Origin of the sequence: Shinella zoogloeoides, from assembly GCF_022682305.1 — a bacterium.
Lineage (GTDB): Bacteria > Pseudomonadota > Alphaproteobacteria > Rhizobiales > Rhizobiaceae > Shinella > Shinella zoogloeoides_B.
On record NZ_CP093528.1, the window covers coordinates 2,204,517 to 2,223,303 of the forward strand.

The 18,787-nt window shown below is 61.5% G+C and carries 15 protein-coding genes and 2 pseudogenes; 10 read left to right on the forward strand and 7 right to left on the reverse strand.

Annotated features, from left to right (window positions below):
- Positions 1-77: 77 nt before the first annotated feature.
- The 6 genes and pseudogenes from gfa to MOE34_RS11230 form a co-directional block, all read right to left on the reverse strand.
- Positions 78-647 (reverse strand): S-(hydroxymethyl)glutathione synthase, encoded by a 570-nt coding sequence (gene gfa, locus MOE34_RS11205; protein ID WP_242216801.1) that lies wholly within the window; start codon positions 645-647, stop codon positions 78-80.
- Positions 648-691: 44 nt separating this feature from the next.
- Positions 692-1,527: pseudogene (gene fghA / locus MOE34_RS11210) on the reverse strand (S-formylglutathione hydrolase).
- A gap of 3 nt (positions 1,528-1,530) precedes the next feature.
- Positions 1,531-2,658 (reverse strand): S-(hydroxymethyl)glutathione dehydrogenase/class III alcohol dehydrogenase, encoded by a 1,128-nt coding sequence (locus MOE34_RS11215; RefSeq protein WP_242216803.1) that lies wholly within the window; start codon positions 2,656-2,658, stop codon positions 1,531-1,533.
- Positions 2,659-2,680: 22 nt separating this feature from the next.
- Complete coding sequence (locus tag MOE34_RS11220; protein WP_242216805.1) at positions 2,681-4,309, reverse strand: electron transfer flavoprotein-ubiquinone oxidoreductase; 1,629 nt, start codon at positions 4,307-4,309, stop codon at positions 2,681-2,683.
- Positions 4,310-4,383: 74 nt separating this feature from the next.
- Positions 4,384-4,986 (reverse strand): dimethylsulfonioproprionate lyase family protein, encoded by a 603-nt coding sequence (locus tag MOE34_RS11225; RefSeq protein WP_242216807.1) that lies wholly within the window; start codon positions 4,984-4,986, stop codon positions 4,384-4,386.
- A gap of 10 nt (positions 4,987-4,996) precedes the next feature.
- A complete protein-coding gene (locus MOE34_RS11230; protein ID WP_242216809.1) occupies positions 4,997-7,033 on the reverse strand; it encodes an NADH:flavin oxidoreductase in 2,037 nt (678 codons plus the stop codon).
- A gap of 149 nt (positions 7,034-7,182) precedes the next feature.
- On the opposite strand from MOE34_RS11230, the gene MOE34_RS11235 reads away from it, so the two are divergent.
- The 6 genes from MOE34_RS11235 to MOE34_RS11260 all read left to right on the forward strand — a co-directional run bounded on the left by MOE34_RS11235 (position 7,183) and on the right by MOE34_RS11260 (position 12,979).
- Positions 7,183-7,833, forward strand: a complete 651-nt coding sequence (locus tag MOE34_RS11235) for a TetR/AcrR family transcriptional regulator (RefSeq protein ID WP_242216811.1) — start codon at positions 7,183-7,185, stop codon at positions 7,831-7,833.
- Positions 7,826-8,620: a pyrroline-5-carboxylate reductase family protein gene (locus tag MOE34_RS11240; RefSeq protein ID WP_242216813.1), complete on the forward strand. Its 795-nt coding sequence runs from the start codon at positions 7,826-7,828 to the stop codon at positions 8,618-8,620. The genes MOE34_RS11235 and MOE34_RS11240 overlap by 8 nt, the downstream gene beginning before the upstream one ends.
- Positions 8,621-8,690: 70 nt before the next feature.
- A complete protein-coding gene (locus tag MOE34_RS11245) occupies positions 8,691-9,686 on the forward strand; it encodes an ABC transporter substrate-binding protein (protein WP_242216815.1) in 996 nt (331 codons plus the stop codon).
- A gap of 84 nt (positions 9,687-9,770) precedes the next feature.
- Positions 9,771-10,658 (forward strand): ABC transporter permease, encoded by an 888-nt coding sequence (locus MOE34_RS11250; RefSeq protein ID WP_242216816.1) that lies wholly within the window; start codon positions 9,771-9,773, stop codon positions 10,656-10,658.
- Positions 10,651-11,688 (forward strand): quaternary amine ABC transporter ATP-binding protein, encoded by a 1,038-nt coding sequence (locus MOE34_RS11255; protein WP_242216819.1) that lies wholly within the window; start codon positions 10,651-10,653, stop codon positions 11,686-11,688. The genes MOE34_RS11250 and MOE34_RS11255 overlap by 8 nt, the downstream gene beginning before the upstream one ends.
- A gap of 19 nt (positions 11,689-11,707) precedes the next feature.
- The gene (locus MOE34_RS11260) at positions 11,708-12,979 is read left to right on the forward strand and encodes a DUF3422 domain-containing protein (RefSeq protein ID WP_242216820.1); all 1,272 of its coding nucleotides are present in this window, start codon (positions 11,708-11,710) and stop codon (positions 12,977-12,979) included.
- An 87-nt stretch (positions 12,980-13,066) separates the two neighbouring features.
- Here the strand turns inward: MOE34_RS11260 and MOE34_RS11265 are convergent, their stop codons facing one another.
- A complete protein-coding gene (locus tag MOE34_RS11265) occupies positions 13,067-15,169 on the reverse strand; it encodes an NADH:flavin oxidoreductase (protein WP_242216822.1) in 2,103 nt (700 codons plus the stop codon).
- A gap of 305 nt (positions 15,170-15,474) precedes the next feature.
- On the opposite strand from MOE34_RS11265, the gene MOE34_RS11270 reads away from it, so the two are divergent.
- The 4 genes and pseudogenes from MOE34_RS11270 to MOE34_RS11285 all read left to right on the forward strand — a co-directional run.
- Positions 15,475-16,350, forward strand: a complete 876-nt coding sequence (locus MOE34_RS11270; protein ID WP_242216829.1) for a transporter substrate-binding domain-containing protein — start codon at positions 15,475-15,477, stop codon at positions 16,348-16,350.
- Between the two features lie 65 nt (positions 16,351-16,415).
- Entirely contained in the window at positions 16,416-17,156 is a 741-nt protein-coding gene (locus tag MOE34_RS11275) for an amino acid ABC transporter permease (protein ID WP_242216831.1), read from the forward strand.
- A 4-nt stretch (positions 17,157-17,160) separates the two neighbouring features.
- On the forward strand, positions 17,161-18,084 hold the full coding sequence (locus MOE34_RS11280; protein WP_242216833.1) for an amino acid ABC transporter permease: 924 nt from the start codon (positions 17,161-17,163) through the stop codon (positions 18,082-18,084).
- Positions 18,085-18,094: 10 nt separating this feature from the next.
- A pseudogene (locus tag MOE34_RS11285) lies at positions 18,095-18,754 on the forward strand (amino acid ABC transporter ATP-binding protein); the annotation flags it as partial.
- Positions 18,755-18,787: the final 33 nt, after the last annotated feature.

The following is an 18,787-nucleotide window of genomic DNA, read 5'->3' on the forward strand; positions in this document are numbered from 1 at the left end:
TTTCGCTGACCGTTCTCGACACCGGAGGCGGCCATGGTCGCCTCCGGCGCGAACTCGAAAAGCCTTCGGCTCAGGGATTATGCCAATACGCCGTTCTTCTTCGCCGTCCAGGTGGCGATGTAGTCCATCAGCGCCGGGCTGAGGCAGTCGTAGGGTTCGAGGGCGAGTTCCCGGAGACGAGCGCGAACGCCGCCCATTTTCTCCGGATCGTAGCCGCTTTCGATGATCGACGACACGAAGGCCGCGAACGACGGCTTCGCCCAGCCCTGCTCCTCAAAGCGTTCCGGGTGGACGAACGAGAGCCCCTTGAAGGGGTGGTCGCGTTCGACAGGCCCGTACATGTGAACGCCGCACTCCTTGCAGGCGTTGCGCTGGATCAGAGCCGCCGGATCGACGACGGCCAGTTTGGCGCCGTTCTCGAGTACCTCGACATTCTCGGTCGGGGCGACGGCGACGATCGAGAACGCCGCCCCTTCTGGCTTCCAGCATTTCGTACAGCCGCATGCGTGGTTATGCGCGATGTCGCCCTTGATCCGGACCTTCACCGCGTTGCTGGCGCAGTTGCACACCAGCGTTCCGCCCGAGAAGGACGCATCGGTCGCCTTGAACCCGGAGTCGATGGACGGGTGTAATGTCATGCTTGTCATGGCTTCTCCTCCTTTATCGGCCGGCCCTATGCCGACCGTACCTGCTATTTGCCCAGCCGCTCCGCGTGCCAGCGGAGATGGTCGTCCATGAATGTCGAGATGAAGAAGTACGAGTGGCCGTATCCCTCCTGCATTCGCAACGTGATGGGAATTCCCGCGGCTTCGCATGCCTTCCGGAGTTCGTCCGGCCGCAGCCCGTCCTCGAGGAAGATATCCGCCGTGCCCTGGTCTACGAGGACCTCCGGCATACGGTGGCCGTCTTCGATCAGGAGACAGGCATCGTACGCCCGCCAGCTATTTTCGTCAGGTCCCAGGTACTTTCGAAAAGCCGGATTTGACCAACCCGAGACCGCAGGACGGCTGATCGGCGCGAACGCCGAGCAGCTTCGGAACACACCCGGATTTTTCAGCGCGATCGTAAGCGCCCCGTGACCGCCCATCGAATGACCGGTTATCGCCTGCCTCTCCATGTCGGCCGGGAATTCCTTGGCCAGGAGCGCGGGGAGTTCTTCGGTGACGTAGGAGTACATGCGGTAGTTCCGGTCGTAGGGCGCAGCCGAGGCATCCAGATAGAAGCCCGCCCCTGGCCGAACTGCCAGTTTTCCTTGTCGTCAGGGACATGATCGCCACGCGGGCTCGTGTCGGGGCAGACTACGATCAAGCCGAGTTCGGCGGCCAGCCGGCGATACTCGCCTTTATCCATGACATTGGCATGCGTGCAGGTGAGACCCGAGAGATACCATAGAACAGGGCAAGGACGCTCTTCCGCCTGCGGCGGCGTGAAGACGGCGAAGGTCATCTCACAGCCGCAAGCCGTGGAATCGTGCGAATAAACACCCTGCACACCGCCGTGGGCCTTTGAAGTCGATACGGTCTTCATCGATCAGTACACGACCACGCCGCGGATGCTTTCGCCCTTGTGCATGAGCTCGAAGCCGTTGTTGATGTCTTCGAGCGGCATCGTGTGGGTGATCATCGGGTCGATCTGGATTTTGCCCTCCATGTACCAGTCGACGATCTTCGGCACGTCCGTGCGGCCGCGCGCCCCGCCGAAGGCCGTGCCCATCCACTGGCGGCCGGTGACGAGCTGGAACGGACGGGTGGAGATTTCCTGCCCCGCGCCGGCAACGCCGATGATGACCGACTTGCCCCAGCCGCGATGGGCCGATTCCAGCGCCTGGCGCATCACCTTGGTATTGCCCGTGCAGTCGAACGTGTAGTCCGCCCCGCCGATCAGGTCGCCGTTCCGCTTCGTCATGTTGACGAGATAGGGCACGATGTCCTCGCCCACCTCCTTCGGATTGACGAAATGCGTCATGCCGAACTTCTCGCCCCAGGCCTTGCGGTCCGGATTGATGTCGACACCGATAATCATGTCCGCACCGGCAAGACGCAGGCCCTGCAGCACATTGAGGCCAATGCCGCCAAGGCCGAAGACGATAGCCGTCGAGCCGATCTCGACCTTGGCCGTGTTGATAACCGCGCCGATACCGGTCGTCACGCCGCAGCCGATGTAGCAGACCTTGTCGAAGGGCGCGTCCGGATTGATCTTGGCAAGCGCGATCTCCGGCAGGACCGTGTAGTTCGCGAAGGTGGAGCAGCCCATATAGTGGTGGATTTTATCTTTCCCGATCGAGAAGCGCGAGGTGCCGTCGGGCATCAGGCCCTGGCCCTGGGTAGCGCGGATCGAGGTGCAGAGGTTGGTCTTGCGCGAGAGGCAAGAATAGCATTCGCGGCATTCGGGCGTGTAAAGGGGAATGACGTGATCGCCCTTCTTCAGGGAGGTCACGCCTGGACCGACATCGACAACAACCCCTGCCCCCTCGTGGCCGAGGATCGCCGGGAAGAGACCTTCGGGATCGGCTCCCGATAGGGTGAAGTCGTCTGTATGGCAGATGCCCGTCGCCTTCACTTCGACCAGCACCTCGCCGGCCTTCGGGCCATCGAGCTGTACGGTCATGATCTCAAGCGGTTTTCCTGCCTGAACGGCAACGGCGGCGCGTACGTCCATGGTGTTTCTCCTCGTCGAAAATCTACATGTTCGGGTAAACCGGGCCTTCTCCGCCCTGCGGCGGCACCCAGTTGATGTTCTGGTTCGGGTCCTTGATGTCGCAGGTCTTGCAGTGCACGCAGTTCTGCGCGTTGATGACGAAGACGTCCTTGCCGTCCTTCTCCACCCATTCGTAGACGCCGGCGGGACAGTAGCGGGTGGACGGGCCGGCATAGACGTCGAGTTCGGAGGTCTTCTGCAGTTCCGGGTTCTTCAATTGCAGATGGATCGGCTGGTCTTCCTCATGGTTGGTGTTCGACAGGAACACCGAGGAGAGGCGGTCGAAGGTCAGCACGCCATCCGGCTTCTGGTAGTCGATGCGGCTGTGCTTTGCCGCCGGCTCCAGGCTCTGCGCATCCGTCTTGCCGTGCTTCAGCGTGCCGAAGAAGGAGAAGCCGAAGAGCGTGTTCGTCCACATGTCGAGACCGCCCAGCGCCACGCCGATGGCCGTGCCGAACTTCGACCACAGCGGCTTGACGTTGCGCACCTTCTTCAGGTCCGAGCCGATGGCGCTGTCGCGCCAGCCCTGCTCGATCTCGATCGGCTCGTCATTGGCGCGGCCCGCCGCAATCGCATCCGCCAGCTTTTCCGCCGCGAGGATGCCTGACAGCACCGCATTGTGGCTGCCCTTGATGCGCGGCACGTTGACGAAACCGGCCGAGCAGCCGATGAGCGCGCCGCCCGGGAACGACAGCTTCGGCACCGACTGGTAGCCGCCCTCGGTGATGGCGCGCGCGCCGTAGGACAGCCGCTTGCCGCCCTCGAAGGTGCCGCGGATCGCGGGGTGCGTCTTGAAGCGCTGGAATTCCTCGAAAGGATAGAGATAGGGGTTCTTGTAGTTGAGGTGCACCACGAAACCGACGGCGACGAGATTGTCCTCCAGGTGATAGAGGAACGAACCGCCGCCGGTCTTCATGCCGAGCGGCCAGCCGAAGGAATGCTGCACGAGGCCGGGCTTGTGGTTCTCGGGCTTGACCTGCCAGAGCTCCTTGAGGCCGATGCCGAACTTCTGGGGCTCGCGATCCTTCTGGAGATCGAACTTCGCAATCAGCTGCTTGGCGAGCGAGCCGCGCACGCCTTCCGAGATCAGCGTGTACTTGCCGAGCAGCGCCATGCCGCGGGTATAGTTCGGGCCGGGCTCGCCGCTGCGCTCGATGCCCATGTCGCCGGTGGCGACGCCGATCACCGCGCCCTCGTCGTTGTAGAGCACTTCCGTCGCGGCAAAGCCGGGATAAATCTCGACTCCAAGTCCTTCCGCCTTGGCCGCAAGCCAACGGCAAACGTTTCCGAGCGAGACGATGTAGTTGCCGTGGTTGTTCATCAACGGCGGCATGAAGGCGTTCGGCAGGCGCACGGAACCGGCAGGCCCCAGCAGCAGGAAATGGTCGTCCTTCACTTCGGTCTTGAGGGGATGGCTTTCATCCTCGCGCCAGTCGGGCAGCAGGCGGTCGATACCGATGGGATCGACGACCGCGCCGGAGAGGATGTGCGCACCGACTTCCGAGCCCTTTTCGAGGACGACGACGGTGAGGTCCGGATTGACCTGCTTCAGCCGGATCGCGGCCGACAGACCCGCGGGACCCGCACCGACGATCACGACATCGAATTCCATGCTTTCGCGTTCCAACGCAGGCGATCCTTTTGCGGAGAAGTGAGTTGAAGACGGTGTCCGGCTATCGCCGACGATCAGCTCTGACCCATCCAGAGAGCCCAGAATGCGAACAGGGGTTTCTCCCCGGATCGCATTGCATGCTTGATCATCGGAACATTGTAGAATGATCCTCCTACCCCGGGGGTGAACCACGTGCCGTCGCCCTGCCGGAACATTCCATCTGACAGGACGAGATAGGTCTCCTCCGGCGGATGATCGTGGTCCGGGTAACGGACGCGAGGAGCAAGAAGCGAGACACCCAAACCAAGGTCCGAGCGGTTCTCATATCCGCCTGGACCCACGATCATGCAGTTACCGTGCCCGTCGTGGAAGTTATCGCTGGCAGTCGCCAGGTCGTAACTCGCCCGCCTGCGCCAACCCAGTTCGGGCTCGAGTTCGGCAAACGCATCCATCAAGGCGCCAAGACTCCGCTGTGGCAGCCGGACACGCAGCGCGTCGTCGAGATAGGAACAAACCGGAAGCTTTGACTTGTCACCCTTTAGGTCGCCAACTCCACCGTCGAGCGCCGCGAAAATCCTTGATACGGAGACCTTCGCGGCGGGATCAATCGCGAACTCGGTGTAGGCCGCACGCGCCGCCTCGATCAGTTTCCGTAATGCGGGAGGTCTCTCCGTCATTTCGCTCTCCTCAGATGTCCTTCACCAGCCTCAGCGCGTCGTATACCGCCGCGTGGGTGTTACGCGCGGCGACCGCGTCCCCGATACGGAACAGCTGGTACTTGCCGTCGGGGTTCTCCCTTCGGGTTTGCGGGCGACCGTCGATGAGGTCGGAGTATTCGACCGCCCCCTTGTTGATCGAGTGGGGTTTGAGTTCGAAGTAGAGGTCGTCATTCGGCCGCGTGCCGTGGTTGACGATGATCTGGTCATGACGCTGCTCCTTGCGGACGCCGCCATAGTCGCTGCCGATCGTGGCGACTAGCTGATTGCCGTCCTTGCGGACCGCTTCCAGAAGGTAGGTGACCGTGAACCTGACGTCCTTGTTCTGCAGCGAACGCATATACGGGACGAGGTTCATTGCCATGACTTCGGGAGAGAATGCCCGGTCCCGGGTCATGATCTCGACCTTCGCGCCCGTCGCGGCGATAATCTCCGCTGCCTGCAGTGCGGCGTGATCGCCCGCGTCGTCGTATATCAGGACATCGGTGCCCGGCTTCACGTCGCCCGCGATGATATCCCACGCCGAGATGACGAGTTCGTTCCCTTCCGTCAGGACCTCCGTGTGAGGAAGCCCGCCGGTGGCGACGATCACGACGTCGGGGTTCTCGGCCATGACGGTGTCTCCGTCCGCCCAGGTGTTGTACCTGACCTCGACACCGAGGGCCTCGCACTGCTCGAGCCGCCAGTCGGTGATGCCGAGCATCTCGCGTCGCCGCGGGCTTTGAGCGGTCAGCAGAATCTGTCCGCCCGCCTTGGCCGCCGCCTCGAGGACGACGACCTGGTGTCCACGCTCGCCCGCGACGCGCGCGGCCTCCAAACCGCCCGGCCCCGCGCCGACCACGACGACCTTTTTTCTTGCCGCGGCCTTCGGAACGATATGCGGCATCGTCTCTTCGCGACCGGTCGCCGGATTGTGGATGCACAGCGCCATGCCACCCTGATAGATTCTATCGAGACAGTAGTTTGCGCCGACGCACGGCCGGATATCGTGCTCCCGCTTCTCCAGGATTTTGCGGACGATATGGGGATCGGCGAGGTGCGCGCGCGTCATCCCGATCATGTCGACCTTGCCTTCGGCGATGGCGAACCGGGCCGTCGCCACGTCTTGAATTCTGGTCGCGTGGAAAACGGGAAACTTCGTCGTCGCGCGAACTTCACCGGCGAGTTCCAGATGCGGCGCGCTCGCCATCCCCATGATAGGAATCTGATCGGTCAAGCCTGCGTCGGTTTCGATGTGGCCCTTCGTCACGTTCAGGAAGTCGATCAGGCCGCTGTTCTTGAGCCTCCGCGAAATCTCGAGGCCCTCCTCCTTGCCGTAGCCGACGGGCGTGTCTTCGTCCGCCACGTAGCGGACACCGAGGATGAAGTCCGGCCCCACGCGTTCGCGAACGGCGGCGAGGACTTCCAGCGAGAAACGCATGCGGTTTTCGAGCGATCCGCCGTATTCGTTGTCGAGGTGGTTGCTCATGGGAGACCAGAACTGCGAAAGCAGGTGGCCGAAGGATTCAAATTCCACGCCGTCAACGCCGGCGGCCTTCATCCGCTCGCTGGCATCGGCGAAGTCCTTCTTAATGCGCTCGATGTCCCACGTCTCGATGAGCTTCGGAAACGCGCGGTGGGACGGTTCGCGTTCCTGTGTCGGCGCGGCAACGGGAAGCCAGTCCGCCTTGTCCCACCGGGTGCGGCGGCCGAGATGCGTCAGCTGGATCATCACGGCAGCGCCGTGCTCATGACATTCGTCGGTGAGTTCCCGCATCCATTTCACGACCTCGTCCTTGTAGGCGAGGACGTTGTTGAAGACGGGCGGACTGTCGCGCGACACTGCCGCGGAGCCGGCGGTCATCGTCAAGGCGAGCCCCGCCTTCGCGCGCTCTACGTGATAGGCGCGGTAGCGGCCTTTCGGCATCCCGTCTTCGGGATACGCGGGCTCGTGCGACGTGGTCATCAGGCGGTTGCGCAGCGTTAAGTGCTTGAGCTTGAAGGGTTGCAGCAGAGGATCGTTCGACATCAATCAAGCTCCAATATAGGAATGAACGCACAATCGATAATGGGAAAGGTACATCAATGTCAACATAACGGTTCATGCTCGTATCAAAAATGTGACGAGGGTGTACCTTTTTGGTTGCGCCCGTGTTTTTGCAATGTTAGGAGAACACCATGGAACAGACTTTGACCGATAGCGGATGGCGCGGCTCACCGGATGTCTGGCTTAACGCCGCATACGAGACCCTGCTGGATTCCGGGGTCGACGCGGTCCGAATTCAAACGCTCTCGAAAAAGCTCAACCTGGCGCGAACGAGCTTCTACCGCTCCTTCGAGGACCGCGAAGAGCTTCTCGCCGCGCTTCTGGCCAGATGGCGGGAAAAGAACACGGGAAGCATCCTCAAGCAGGCGAACGCCTACGCGGACTCCCTGGTCGAGGCGATCCTCAACGTCAGCGACTGCTGGTTCAACAACGAAATCTTCGATTCGAAGTTCGAGTTCGCAATCCGCAGCTGGGCGATGCAGTCCCCCGAAATCCTTGCGGAAGTCCACGCTGCGGACCGCGCGCGCATACGGGCGATCGCAGAGATGTTCATGCGCTTCGGGGAAAGCGAGTTCGCGGCGGACGTGCGCGCGCGGAACATCTACCTGCTTCAGATCGGCTACATCTCGATGCAGATGAGCGAAGACATAGCGCTGCGCATGAAAAGAATGCCGGAATACCTGAAGGGTTTCACCGGCAAGCCTCCCAAGCAGAAAGACCTCGATCGCTTCTTCGCACGCCACGGCATCACGCCCGAGCAGATGGAGGCCGCCCATGATTGAGCGTCCTCGACTCGGAGTTATCGGAGCGCGCGGCTGGCTCGGCAACGCGATCGTGTCGGCGATCGTCGACGCCGGTGTTCGAAAGCCCTACGAGCTGACGCTTTCGTATAGGACGGGAAGTCCGGGAAGGCCGTCGGAAGCGAGCTGGACGCAGGACAATCAGGCTCTGGTCGATAGCGCCGAGGTCGTGATCGTTTCGGTGAGGCCGGAGGACTTTTCCGCGCTCGGGATCACCGCTCCCGGAAAACTGGTCATGTCCGTCATGGCGGGTGTCTCCGTAGCGGAACTCGCTGCGCATTTCGACACGGACCGGATAGTGCGCGCGATGCCGAACGCGGCCGCGTCTGTCAGGAATTCGTACACTCCGTGGGTGGCGAGCTCCGGCTGCACGGCGACGGACAAGGCGTTGGCAGCTGAAGTGTTTCAGGCTTGCGGCCCTGCGGACGAAGTCGAAACCGAATCGCAGCTGGACTACTTCGCGGCTTTTACGGGGACCGGCCCGGCGTATCACGCTCTGCTTGCCGACACCCTTCGGATGGATGCGATTTCCCGAGGAATTTCACCTGACGTCGCGCGACGCGCGGCATCGGCGCTCCTGGTCGGCTCCGCGAAACTCATCGAACGGGATGGCCGTTGCCCGTCGGAGGTCGTCCAGGACTTCATCGACTACGAAGGCATGACCGCCGCGGCTCTGCGGGCCATGCGCGACGCTCCTCTCTCGCAGGTTGTCGCGGCCGGCATCGATGCCGCCCTCGCGCGGGCGAGCACGCTCCAGAACACCTCGTAGGTCCAATCGAAGCTGGAAGTAGCGGCATCCAGCTTTGCCATTCCACGCCGCCAATACTGAGGGAACGAGAATGAAGAAACTGCTCGCATCGTCCTGCCTCGCAATTGGTCTGTTTTTCGGACCGCAGATCGCCGCTGCCGAATGTGGCTCGCTCACGATCGCCAGCATGAACTGGCAAAGCGCCGAGGTCCTGTCGAACATCGACAAGATCATCCTGACCGAGGGTTACGGCTGCGACGCCGAAATCACCATCGGCGACACCGTCCCGTCGATCACGTCCATGGCCGAAAAGGGGCAGCCGGACATCGCCCCGGAAGCCTGGGTGGACATGCTGCCCGAAGTCGTCAAGAAGGGCGTTGACGAGAAGAAGCTCGTCAAGGCCGCCAACGCGCTCCCCGAGGGCGGCGTGAACGGCTGGTGGATTCCGAAGTACATCGCCGACGCCCACCCCGACATCAAGACCATCGAGGACGCTCTCAAGCATCCGGAACTGTTCCCCGACCCCGAAGACCCGAGCAAGGGCACCATCGCGGGCGGCCCGCAGGGCTGGGGCGCGACCGTCATCTCCGCCCAGCTCTACAAGGCGTTCAAGGCCGAAGAGAAGGGCTTCACGCTCCTCGACACCGGCTCGGCCGCGGGCCACGACGCGTCGCTCATCAAGGCCTACGAACAGAAGAAGGGCTGGCTCGGCTTCTACTGGGCTCCGACCGCCCTTCTCGGCAAGTACGACATGGTGAAGCTCGAGTTCGGCGTTCCGTTCGACGCGGAGGCCTGGAAGTGCATCACCACCGCGGACTGCCCGAATCCGACTCCGAGCGCCTGGCCTGCCGACCACGTCTACACGCTCGTTTCTACCAGCTTCGCGGACCGCGCCGGAGCCGATGTCATGGATTACCTGAACAAGCGTTCGTGGAGCAATGACACCGTCGGCAAGCTGATGGCCTGGATGACCGACAACCAGGCATCCGGCGAAGAAGGCGCCAAGCACTTCCTCGCCGAAAATCCCGACATCTGGACGACGTGGGTTTCTCTGGAAGCCGCCGAGAAGATCAAGGCTTCTCTCTAACGCCGAACGGACGGCGCGCGGAGTCGGCGCGCCGTCCTGCCGCATTGGCGAAAAGACCAACGGCCGGATCGACAGGGGAACAGGATGGACTGGTTTTACAAATTTCCGCACATGAATGACAGCGCGCTGCGCGATCTGAAGAAAGCGATCGATGACGGCTTTCGCACCTTCACGCGCGCCTATGGGGACGCGCTGGAAAGCTTCTTCTCCCCTCTTCAGCAGTTCTTGATCTACGCGGAGCGCTTCATGCTCCAAACGCCCTGGCCGATCATGATTCTGCTCATCGGAGCGTTGGCCTGGTTCGCGAGCAGGAGCTGGAAGATTGTCGCTGGCTGTCTTCTCACTCTACTGCTCATCGGCTACCTCGATATGTGGGAAGATACGATGCGCACGGTGTCGATGATCTTCGTATCCACCGTGCTTTCGATCGCCATCGGCATTCCGATCGGAATCGTCATGTCGCGTTCGGACGGATTCCGGGGCTTCATGAACCCGATCCTCGACGTGATGCAGACGATGCCCAGCTTCGTCTATCTGATCCCGGTGGTCATGCTCCTCGGAATCGGCAAGGTTCCCGGCCTCATAGCGGTGGTCATCTACGCCATCCCGCCCATGATCCGCCTTACCGATCTCGGTATACGCCTTGTGGACAAGGACGTCCTCGAAGCCGCCGACGCGTTCGGATCATCGTCATGGCAGAAGCTTTCCAAGGTCCAGCTTCCTCTCGCGCTCCCCACGATCATGGCCGGCATCAACCAGACGATCATGATGGCGCTGGCGATGGTGGTGATCGCCTCGATGATCGGCGTGCAGGGCCTCGGACAGCCCGTCCTCAAGGCCATCGCCAACCAGTACTTCACCCTCGGCGTCTTCAACGGTCTCGCGATCGTCGGCATCGCCATCATCTTCGACCGGGTCAGCCAGGCATATGGCAAGAGACTCCAGCGGCACCGGGAGATCGTCCATGGCTAATCCCGCATTCGACGGCATCCAGATTCGGAACCTCTACAAGATTTTCGGACCCAACGAGGCATCGCACGTCGAGGCCGTCAGAAACGGGCTCTCGAAAAGCGAGTTGAACGAGAAATTCGGTCACGTTCTCGGTTTGAAAGACATCAACATCGAGATGCCCTCCGGGTGCATCCAGGTGATCATGGGGCTTTCCGGCTCGGGGAAGTCCACGTTGATCCGTCATATCAACCGCCTCATCGAGCCGACCGCCGGCGAGGTTCTCGTCAACGGGGTGGACGTGGTGAAGATGAGCCACTCGGAATTGAGCGAATTTCGCCGGCACCAGACGGCAATGGTGTTCCAGAAGTTCGCTCTCCTTCCCCATCGCAACGTCCTTGACAACACGCTGTACGGACTTGAGGTACAGGGCGTTTCGAGGGCGAAAAGCGTCGAGATCGCGATGCGCTGGATCGAACGCGTTGGCCTCAAGGGCTTCGAGAGCAAATATCCGAACCAGTTGTCTGGGGGCATGCAGCAGCGCGTGGGCCTTGCTCGCGCCCTTTCCAACGACGCGCCCGTGCTCCTTATGGACGAAGCCTATTCAGCGCTCGACCCGCTGATCCGCATGGACATGCAGACGGTCCTCCTCGACCTTCAGAAGGAGATCAAGAAAACCATCGTCTTCATCACCCACGACCTCGACGAAGCGCTCCGTCTGGGCGACCAGATCGCCATCCTGCGCGACGGCGAAGTGATCCAGCAAGGCAGCAGCCAGGACATCGTCATGCGTCCCGCCGACGACTACATCGCCAACTTCGTCAAGGAAGTGAACCGCGGCCGCGTGATCCAGGTCGACGCGATCATGACCCCGGTGACACCCGGGCGCGTTGCAAACGGCGCGGCGGTGAAGGGAGAAACCAAGATAGAAGACGTGCTGAAAATCTTCGCGCGTGGGGACGTACAGGACGTTCTCGTCGTGGACCCGCTGGGCAAGCCCGTCGGCGAAGTGAACCTCGCAAGGGTCGCGTCCGCGATGGTGTCGGCCCACTGACGGCGCGGGATGTTCCGGAATGATAGACCTCGACACCCACCTCATCGGTCCGGAACATCCCCTCAGACGCGAGCTTCACGACGAACTCCACGCTCGGCCGTCCCTCTATTTCGACGGCGATATCGACGTGTGGCATCTCGCGATCGTAGACGGGGAAGCCGCCCCCGCCGTCCCCGAGCGCCTTCGGAAACTGGCGGCCGCTTCCGGAACGGGTAACGGCCGACACGGTATCGCCGACTTCGAAGGCGGGCGGATCAAGTGGGAACTGCACACGGAGTTTCTAACCCTTACCTATACGACCGCGGCGGCCGATGCCTGTTCACCGCCCCCCGCTTTTGCGAGGCTACGGCGGGAGTTCGCCGGGCAGACGGTCACCGCCGTCAGGGTGATCGTAAGGAACGGAAAGGACGGCGTCGTCGCGCAGAAAACCGGTGCGGCGTTCGTCGCTTCGGAAGTCGGCGGCGGTGACGCCGAGGTCCATTCGGATTTTCGGCTCAACGAGGCGGGGTTTCTCGAGTTCTTTCTTTTTAACCGCAATCTCAACGACTATCGCACGGGGCGTATGGTCCGCCGTCTCCTCGAGATCGAGACATACCGGATGATGGCCCTTCTCGCCGTGCCCATGGCGCGGGAGACAATCCAGAACCTCGGGGCGTTCGACCGGCGGCTGGATTTGGTTGTCCGGCACATGCAGAGCACCGCCAAGGTCGACAAGGCGCTGCTTGTCGAAGTCACCAAGCTATCGTCGGAAGTCCTCAATTTCTCCGCGCGGGCAAGACACCGCTTCGGCGCGACGAAGGCCTACGCCGAACTCGTCGCCAGTCGAATGGCGGAACTGCGCGAGGGCCGGGTTGCCCAGCGGCAGAGAATTGGCACTTTCATCGACCGGCGCTTCCAGCCCGCCGTTCGTTCCATCGCGGCCGCCGAACGGAGACTTGACGAGCTGGGCGAACGGGTCCGCCTTGCCGGAGACCTGCTCAGGACGACCGTTCAGGTTCAACTGGAGGATCAGAACGCCTCGCTGCTCGCTTCCGTCGAAGAACGCACGCGCGCCCAGGTGCATATCCAGCAGGCGGTCGAAGGGTTTTCCGTCCTCGCGATAACCTACTACGCGATCGGGCTTTTCAAGGTATGCCTTGATAGCCTTCAGACCCTGGGTGCGGACATGCACTTCCTGAAACCCGCACTGGCTCTCGTCGTGCCTCTCGTTCTCTTCACCGTCTGGCGGGCTGTCCGCCATGTCCGCACGTCGATCACAAGTCAGCTGCGGACCCCGGGTTCGCCTCACTGATCCAGGCTCCGCACAGCTTACAAACCAAGAAAAAGCCCCGGGAATCCGGGGCTTTAAGCTTCGGTCTTCGCGACGTGCGCCCGTCTCCTATAGGTCCTTGCACACCCTCACCGCGTCATACATCGCCGCGTGGATGTCCCTGCTCGCGACCGCGTCGCCGATCCGGTAGAGCTGGAATGAACCATCCCGGTTGGAGATTTCCGGGATCAGTTCTCCGTGGCCGAAGGCTTCGAGATCGTATGTTCCGCCGTTGGTGGACTCGTCCTGAAGCTGGAAGTAGACATCGTCATTCGGAAGCGTGCCGCATTCGAGCACAACCTGGTCGACTTCCCGCGTTTCGGTGTCGTTGGAATACTCGTTTCGAAGCTGGACTTCGAACTTGTTGCCGCGCCGACGAAGCGCCACGACCCTTCGGTCGGGGGTCAAGGTGACCCCTCTCCTGTAGAGGTTTCTCCGATGAACGATCGAATTCGTCGTCCCGATCTGGTGGCCGATTTCGCCGTCCGGAGTCACGAGTTCGACACGGCTTCCGCTCGCCGCGAGATACTCGGCCACGACAGGGCCCGCCTGGCCGCCGTTGTCGTCGTAGACAAGAACCGCATCGCCGGGCTTCGCTGATCGGTCAAGGATTTCCCAGCTGCTTACGGCCAGGTCGCCTCCCTCGACGAGCTCCATGTTGGGGATGCCTCCGGTCGCGATGACCACGACGTCGGGATTCAGTGCCTTCACGTCATCCGCCTCGGCGTAGGTGTTGTAGCGGATGTCCACGCCGAGCGTGTTCAGCCGATCCGCAAGCCACCGCGTGATCCCGATGAGGTCGCGTCGCCACTCGAGCTCGGCCGCCAGGATAACCTGCCCTCCAAGTTGACTGGATGCTTCGAAGAGAGTGACGTCGTGCCCACGCTCGGCCGCGACCCGGGCCGCCTCCATGCCGCCCGGCCCACCGCCAACGATGACGACCTTGCGTTTCGGCCCTTCGGATTTCGAGATGGTCTGCGGAATGAAGGACTCCCGTCCCGTTGCGACATTGTGGACGCATAGGGCATCGCCGCCTTTGTAGATGCGATCGATACAGTAGCTCGCTCCGACGCAGGGACGGATTTCCTCCTCGCGGCCGGTCCTGTATTTCTCCACCAGATACGGATCGGCGATATGGGCGCGCGTCATCCCGACCATGTCGACCGCCCCTTCCTTGATGATGGAGTTCGCGGTGGCGAAGTCGGTGACGCGCGTCGCATGGAAAATCGGCAGCCGCACCGCAGTGCGGACCGCCTTCACGACCTCCAGGTAGGTCGGCGACGGGTACGCCATGCCCGGAACGGTAGAGGCGACACCGGCGTTGGTCCAGTTCTGCGAACCATTGACGTTCAGGAAATCGACGAGCCCGGACCGCTCGTGCATCCGGGCTATCTCGACCCCTTCCTCAAGATCGATCCCTCCGTCGAGCATCTCGTCGGCGGTAAAACGGATTCCGACGGCGAAATCGGGGCCGACCTTGTCCCGGATCGCACCCAGGACTTCGAAGCCGAACCTCAGGCGGTTTTCGAGCGAGCCGCCGTAGTGGTCGCTTCGCTTGTTGACGAGAGGGGACCAGAACTGGCCGATGAGGTGGCCGGCGATGAGGAGCTCGCAGCCGTCCAGTCCCCCCTCCTTACAGCGCAGGACCGCGTCGGCGTACGACGCAGCTACGCGCCGGAAGTCCGCCGCTTCCATGGCCTTCGGAAACGAACCGTGGGCGGGCTCCTTGAGCGCCGACGCGGAAAGTGCCGGGAGCCAGTTGCCTTTGTTCGCGTGGGTCCTGCGCCCCACATGGCTCAACTGACACATGAGATACGCCCCATGGCGATGGACACGATCGGCGAACTGGCGAAAGTGCGGAATGATCTCGTCGCTTCCGACGTAGAGCTGCCCGAACGACGGAGGAGAGTCCGGCGCAATGGCGGACGCTCCGCCGAACATGGTGAGCGCCAGGCCGCCCCTCGCCTTCTCCTCATGATAGCGCTGGTAGCGCTCGGTCGGCATTCCCCCCTCCGCGTAGGCTGGAGCGTGGGAGGTGCTCATGATCCTGTTTTTGAACGTAAGTTTTCCTAGCTTGAACTCGGTGAAGAGTGCCCGATAGGCACCCGGAACGCTCCCGATGGTTGCAGGCTTGTTTGCGTCATCGGTAATTGCGGCAGCATTCGATTGCATCTCAGTGGCGCTCCTCTTCGCTTCCAAGATCGGTGGAATTTCTACAAAGCGGCGCAATCGTCGCCCGTTTCGTCGTCATTAGGTCCATCTTGTATCCAATAATGTCAAGATAGAATTCAATCGTAAAAGATTGGATACATATTGACAGCGACGCGTTTCTGTATTCACATGCTCCGACACGCCACGGATAAGGCGACAATAATCAACGGGAACAACGCCACGTTGCAGTGGCGATAGATCATCAAATCGTGCTCCTCCGACGGGTTTCGTCGGACCCTTTCGCGTGACCAAATGGGAGAACCAGAATGAAAACGAATGTCCTTCGATCGGCCTTCGCAGCGATATGCGCCGGCCTCCTCGCAGTTCCCGGCGTTGCGGCGGCCGACACGCTGAGTGACATCATTGAGCGCGGCAGCGTTTCAATCGGCGTTAAGGCGGACTTCCCGCCCTTCGGCATGCGGGATACGAACGGCAACCTGGTCGGACTGGAAATCGACCTCGGGCGGGACCTGGCCGAGCGCATCAGCAAGCAGGCCGGGAAGCCGATCACCGCCGACTTCGTGGTCGTCGCCTCGGCGAACCGCATGGAGTTCCTCGAACAGGGCCGCATCGATGTCTTGCTGGCCAACATGACGGATACCGCCGAACGCCGGAAAGTAGTCGGCATCGTCCAGCCGAACTACTACTCCTCGGGCATCGCGGTGTTCGCGCGCAACGACTCCGGCCTTGACGGCTGGGAGAGCCTGAACGGCAAGCCGATCTGCGGTATCCAGGGCGCGTGGTTCAACAAGGACTTCGGCACCAAGAACGGGGCCGACATGGTGACTTTCAAAGGGGTTCCCGAAGCCGAAGCGGCACTGCTCGCCGGCCGGTGCATTGGCTGGCTTTACGACGACTCCGCTTTCGCGGCGCGCAAGGCAGGCGCGCCCGAAAAATGGGCCGATTACTCGCTTGTCACTCCGGTCACCGCCGATGCTCCTTGGGGAGCCGCCGTCCGGAAGGACGACCTCGGCCAGCCAATCAACGCGGCCCTCTCGGAAGCGATTATCGACTGGCACAAGTCGGGACTTCTCGGCGAACTCCAGAAGAAGTGGGGTCTGACCAACACGTCCTGGGTCTCCGCCATGAAGGAGAAATGCGCCGCGAACGACAAGGTCTGCGACGCGACCCCCGACGAGTGATCTCCGCCACCGCGCGATGCCGCCTTTCGGTGGCATCGCCCTCCTAGCGACAATCGGGAGCTTCCATGGACGTTATCTGGCAGTGGTTCAGTTGGTTGAACGACGCTTATGACATCAACCTCACCATTTTCTACGACGACGTGGACCGGGGAAGGTTTCTCACGGGCATCGTCACCACGCTGAAGCTGTCGGCGGTTTGCATCGTTGCGTCTATCGTGATCGGGATCGTGGGCGCCTGGCTCCAGATGTCACGGTTCGTGGTCGTCCGTAGCGCCGTAGACGCTTACATCCAGTTCTTCCGCAACACGCCGCCCCTTATCCAGATGTACTTCTTCTATTTCGCGGTGGACGCAGCGTTGGTGGATTCGTTCCGTCTTTCCGGAAGCCTGCTCGGAAGTTTCGGCTGGGCCGCGTTGTCCCTGTCGTTCTTCGCCGGAGCCTTCAACGTCGAAATCTTCCGGTCGGGAATCGAAGCCGTCCCGAAGTCGACCGTGGAAGCGGCTGACTCGCTCGGATACACGAAGCGACAAATCTACCAGTATGTCACCCTGCCCCTTGCATTGAGGGTGTGTCTGCCCGCGCTCGGCAGCAACCTCATCAATCTCGTGAAGACGACCACCGCGGCGTACGCCATCGCGGTCCCGGAAACTCTCTACATGGCCAATCAGATTTGGTCGGACGAGTTCAACGTTCCCGAAATGATGAACGTCGTCTGGCTCGTCTACCTCGCGCTCGTAGGCATCCTCGTCTGGGCGATGCATCGCCTCGAGGCGGCTATCCGAATTCCCGGCTATGGCCAAGGATAACGCAATGAACTTTTCCCGCAGCAACGGAACTGACGGTCGTGGCGCGACGACGAGCCCGTCGGCGATCTGTCTTTCTTCAAGGCAAGCGCGGCCGTTCGTCGACCCTTCCTCCCGCTATGCTTCCACATGGGTAGCCGACTGGCGCTTCATCGCGACCCTTGCGGCAGTCTTAAGCGCGTTCGTTCTGGTGGACTCAGCAGGCGCCCAGTCGCAGATACCCGCCCAACCCTCTCTCTTCGACACGCTGGCGAAATGGACACCGCTGATCTTCTTCGGCCCGAGGGGAGAACTCGGAGGTTTCGTTCTCAACCTGCTCGTCAGCTTCCTAGCCATGGCGATAGGCACGATCCTCGGGCTCTTCCTCGGTCTCGGCCAGATCGCACTTAACGGGTTTGTCCGCGGTGCATCGAAGTTCGTTACCAGGGTCTTTCAATATTCTCCCTGGCTGGTCATCCTCTTCTACTTCATGCTCATGCTTCCCTTCCAGATCGAGGTGCTCGGCACGAAGGTGGAAGTACCCGGCTGGTTCAAGGCGACTCTCGCGCTTTCCCTGCCGATCATGGCGAACGTGTCGGAGATCGTACGCGGCGCGGTGCAGTCTCTCCCGACCGGCCAATGGGAATCGGCGGAAAGCCTGGCCTTCTCACGCCGCCAGACGCTCTGGATGATCATCCTTCCCCAGTGCGTCAAGCGTATGCTTCCGCCGTGGATGAACTGGTACTGCATCCTTACGATGTCCACCCCGCTGATCTCTATCCTTGGCGTGAACGACGCGATGACCTTGATGCAGGACGCGCTCTCGGCGGAGGGGCGGAGCGAGCTCCTCATACCGATGTATCTTTGGCTGATGTCGTGGTTCTTCCTCTACAGCTACCCGATCGCCGTGTTCACCCGCTCTCTCGAACGACGCTTTGCCGTCAGACAGTAGGATTTCTCAGATGCATTCCAATTCGAAGACGAACGAACCGATCGTCGTGATCAAGGATGTCAGGAAATCCTTCGGGGCGCTGGAGGTCCTGAAGGGCATTAGCCTGAGCGTGATGAAAGGCGAAGTTATCTGCATCATCGGGCCCTCCGGCTCCGGCAAGTCGACGCTGATCCGCTGCATCAACGGCCTGACCGAAATCAGCGCCGGCTCGATCAATGTCGAGGGGCAGGAGGTACACGATCCCCGCCTCGACAAACTAGCTCTTCGGAAGAAGGTCGGCATGGTTTTCCAGAGCTACAACCTCTTTCCGCACAAGACCGCCCTCGAAAACGTGATGATGGCTCCCATCAAGGTTCTGAAGCAACCGCGGAATGAGGTGGAGAGCCGCGCCCGAGCGCTGTTGAAGAAGGTACGGCTCGAAGGCAAGGAGGACTCGTACCCGGGGCAGCTTTCAGGAGGCCAGCAGCAGCGTGTGGCGATCGCCAGGTCTCTCGCTATGAACCCCGATGTAATGCTCTTCGACGAAGTCACTGCCGCCTTGGACCCTGAAACCGTCAAGGAGGTCCTGGTGACCATCAAGGAGCTGGCCGCCGACGGCATGACCTGCATCCTCGTCACTCACGAGATGAATTTCGCCAAGGAAGTCGCGGACCACGTCTACTTCACTGAACCGCGCCGAGTTTACCGGAGACCGTTTGGTTTA

Coding starts and splice junctions, on each gene's coding strand:
- MOE34_RS11265 (WP_242216822.1), bottom strand. CDS start 15,169: ATGCAATCGAATGCTGCCGCAATTACCGATGACGCAAACAAGCCTGCA.
- MOE34_RS11220 (WP_242216805.1), bottom strand. CDS start 4,309: ATGGAATTCGATGTCGTGATCGTCGGTGCGGGTCCCGCGGGTCTGTCG.
- MOE34_RS11260 (WP_242216820.1), top strand. CDS start 11,708: ATGATAGACCTCGACACCCACCTCATCGGTCCGGAACATCCCCTCAGA.
- MOE34_RS11230 (WP_242216809.1), bottom strand. CDS start 7,033: ATGTCGAACGATCCTCTGCTGCAACCCTTCAAGCTCAAGCACTTAACG.
- MOE34_RS11255 (WP_242216819.1), top strand. CDS start 10,651: ATGGCTAATCCCGCATTCGACGGCATCCAGATTCGGAACCTCTACAAG.
- MOE34_RS11235 (WP_242216811.1), top strand. CDS start 7,183: ATGGAACAGACTTTGACCGATAGCGGATGGCGCGGCTCACCGGATGTC.
- MOE34_RS11275 (WP_242216831.1), top strand. CDS start 16,416: ATGGACGTTATCTGGCAGTGGTTCAGTTGGTTGAACGACGCTTATGAC.
- gfa (WP_242216801.1), bottom strand. CDS start 647: ATGACAAGCATGACATTACACCCGTCCATCGACTCCGGGTTCAAGGCG.
- MOE34_RS11215 (WP_242216803.1), bottom strand. CDS start 2,658: ATGGACGTACGCGCCGCCGTTGCCGTTCAGGCAGGAAAACCGCTTGAG.
- MOE34_RS11245 (WP_242216815.1), top strand. CDS start 8,691: ATGAAGAAACTGCTCGCATCGTCCTGCCTCGCAATTGGTCTGTTTTTC.
- MOE34_RS11250 (WP_242216816.1), top strand. CDS start 9,771: ATGGACTGGTTTTACAAATTTCCGCACATGAATGACAGCGCGCTGCGC.
- MOE34_RS11270 (WP_242216829.1), top strand. CDS start 15,475: ATGAAAACGAATGTCCTTCGATCGGCCTTCGCAGCGATATGCGCCGGC.
- MOE34_RS11280 (WP_242216833.1), top strand. CDS start 17,161: ATGAACTTTTCCCGCAGCAACGGAACTGACGGTCGTGGCGCGACGACG.
- MOE34_RS11240 (WP_242216813.1), top strand. CDS start 7,826: ATGATTGAGCGTCCTCGACTCGGAGTTATCGGAGCGCGCGGCTGGCTC.
- MOE34_RS11225 (WP_242216807.1), bottom strand. CDS start 4,986: ATGACGGAGAGACCTCCCGCATTACGGAAACTGATCGAGGCGGCGCGT.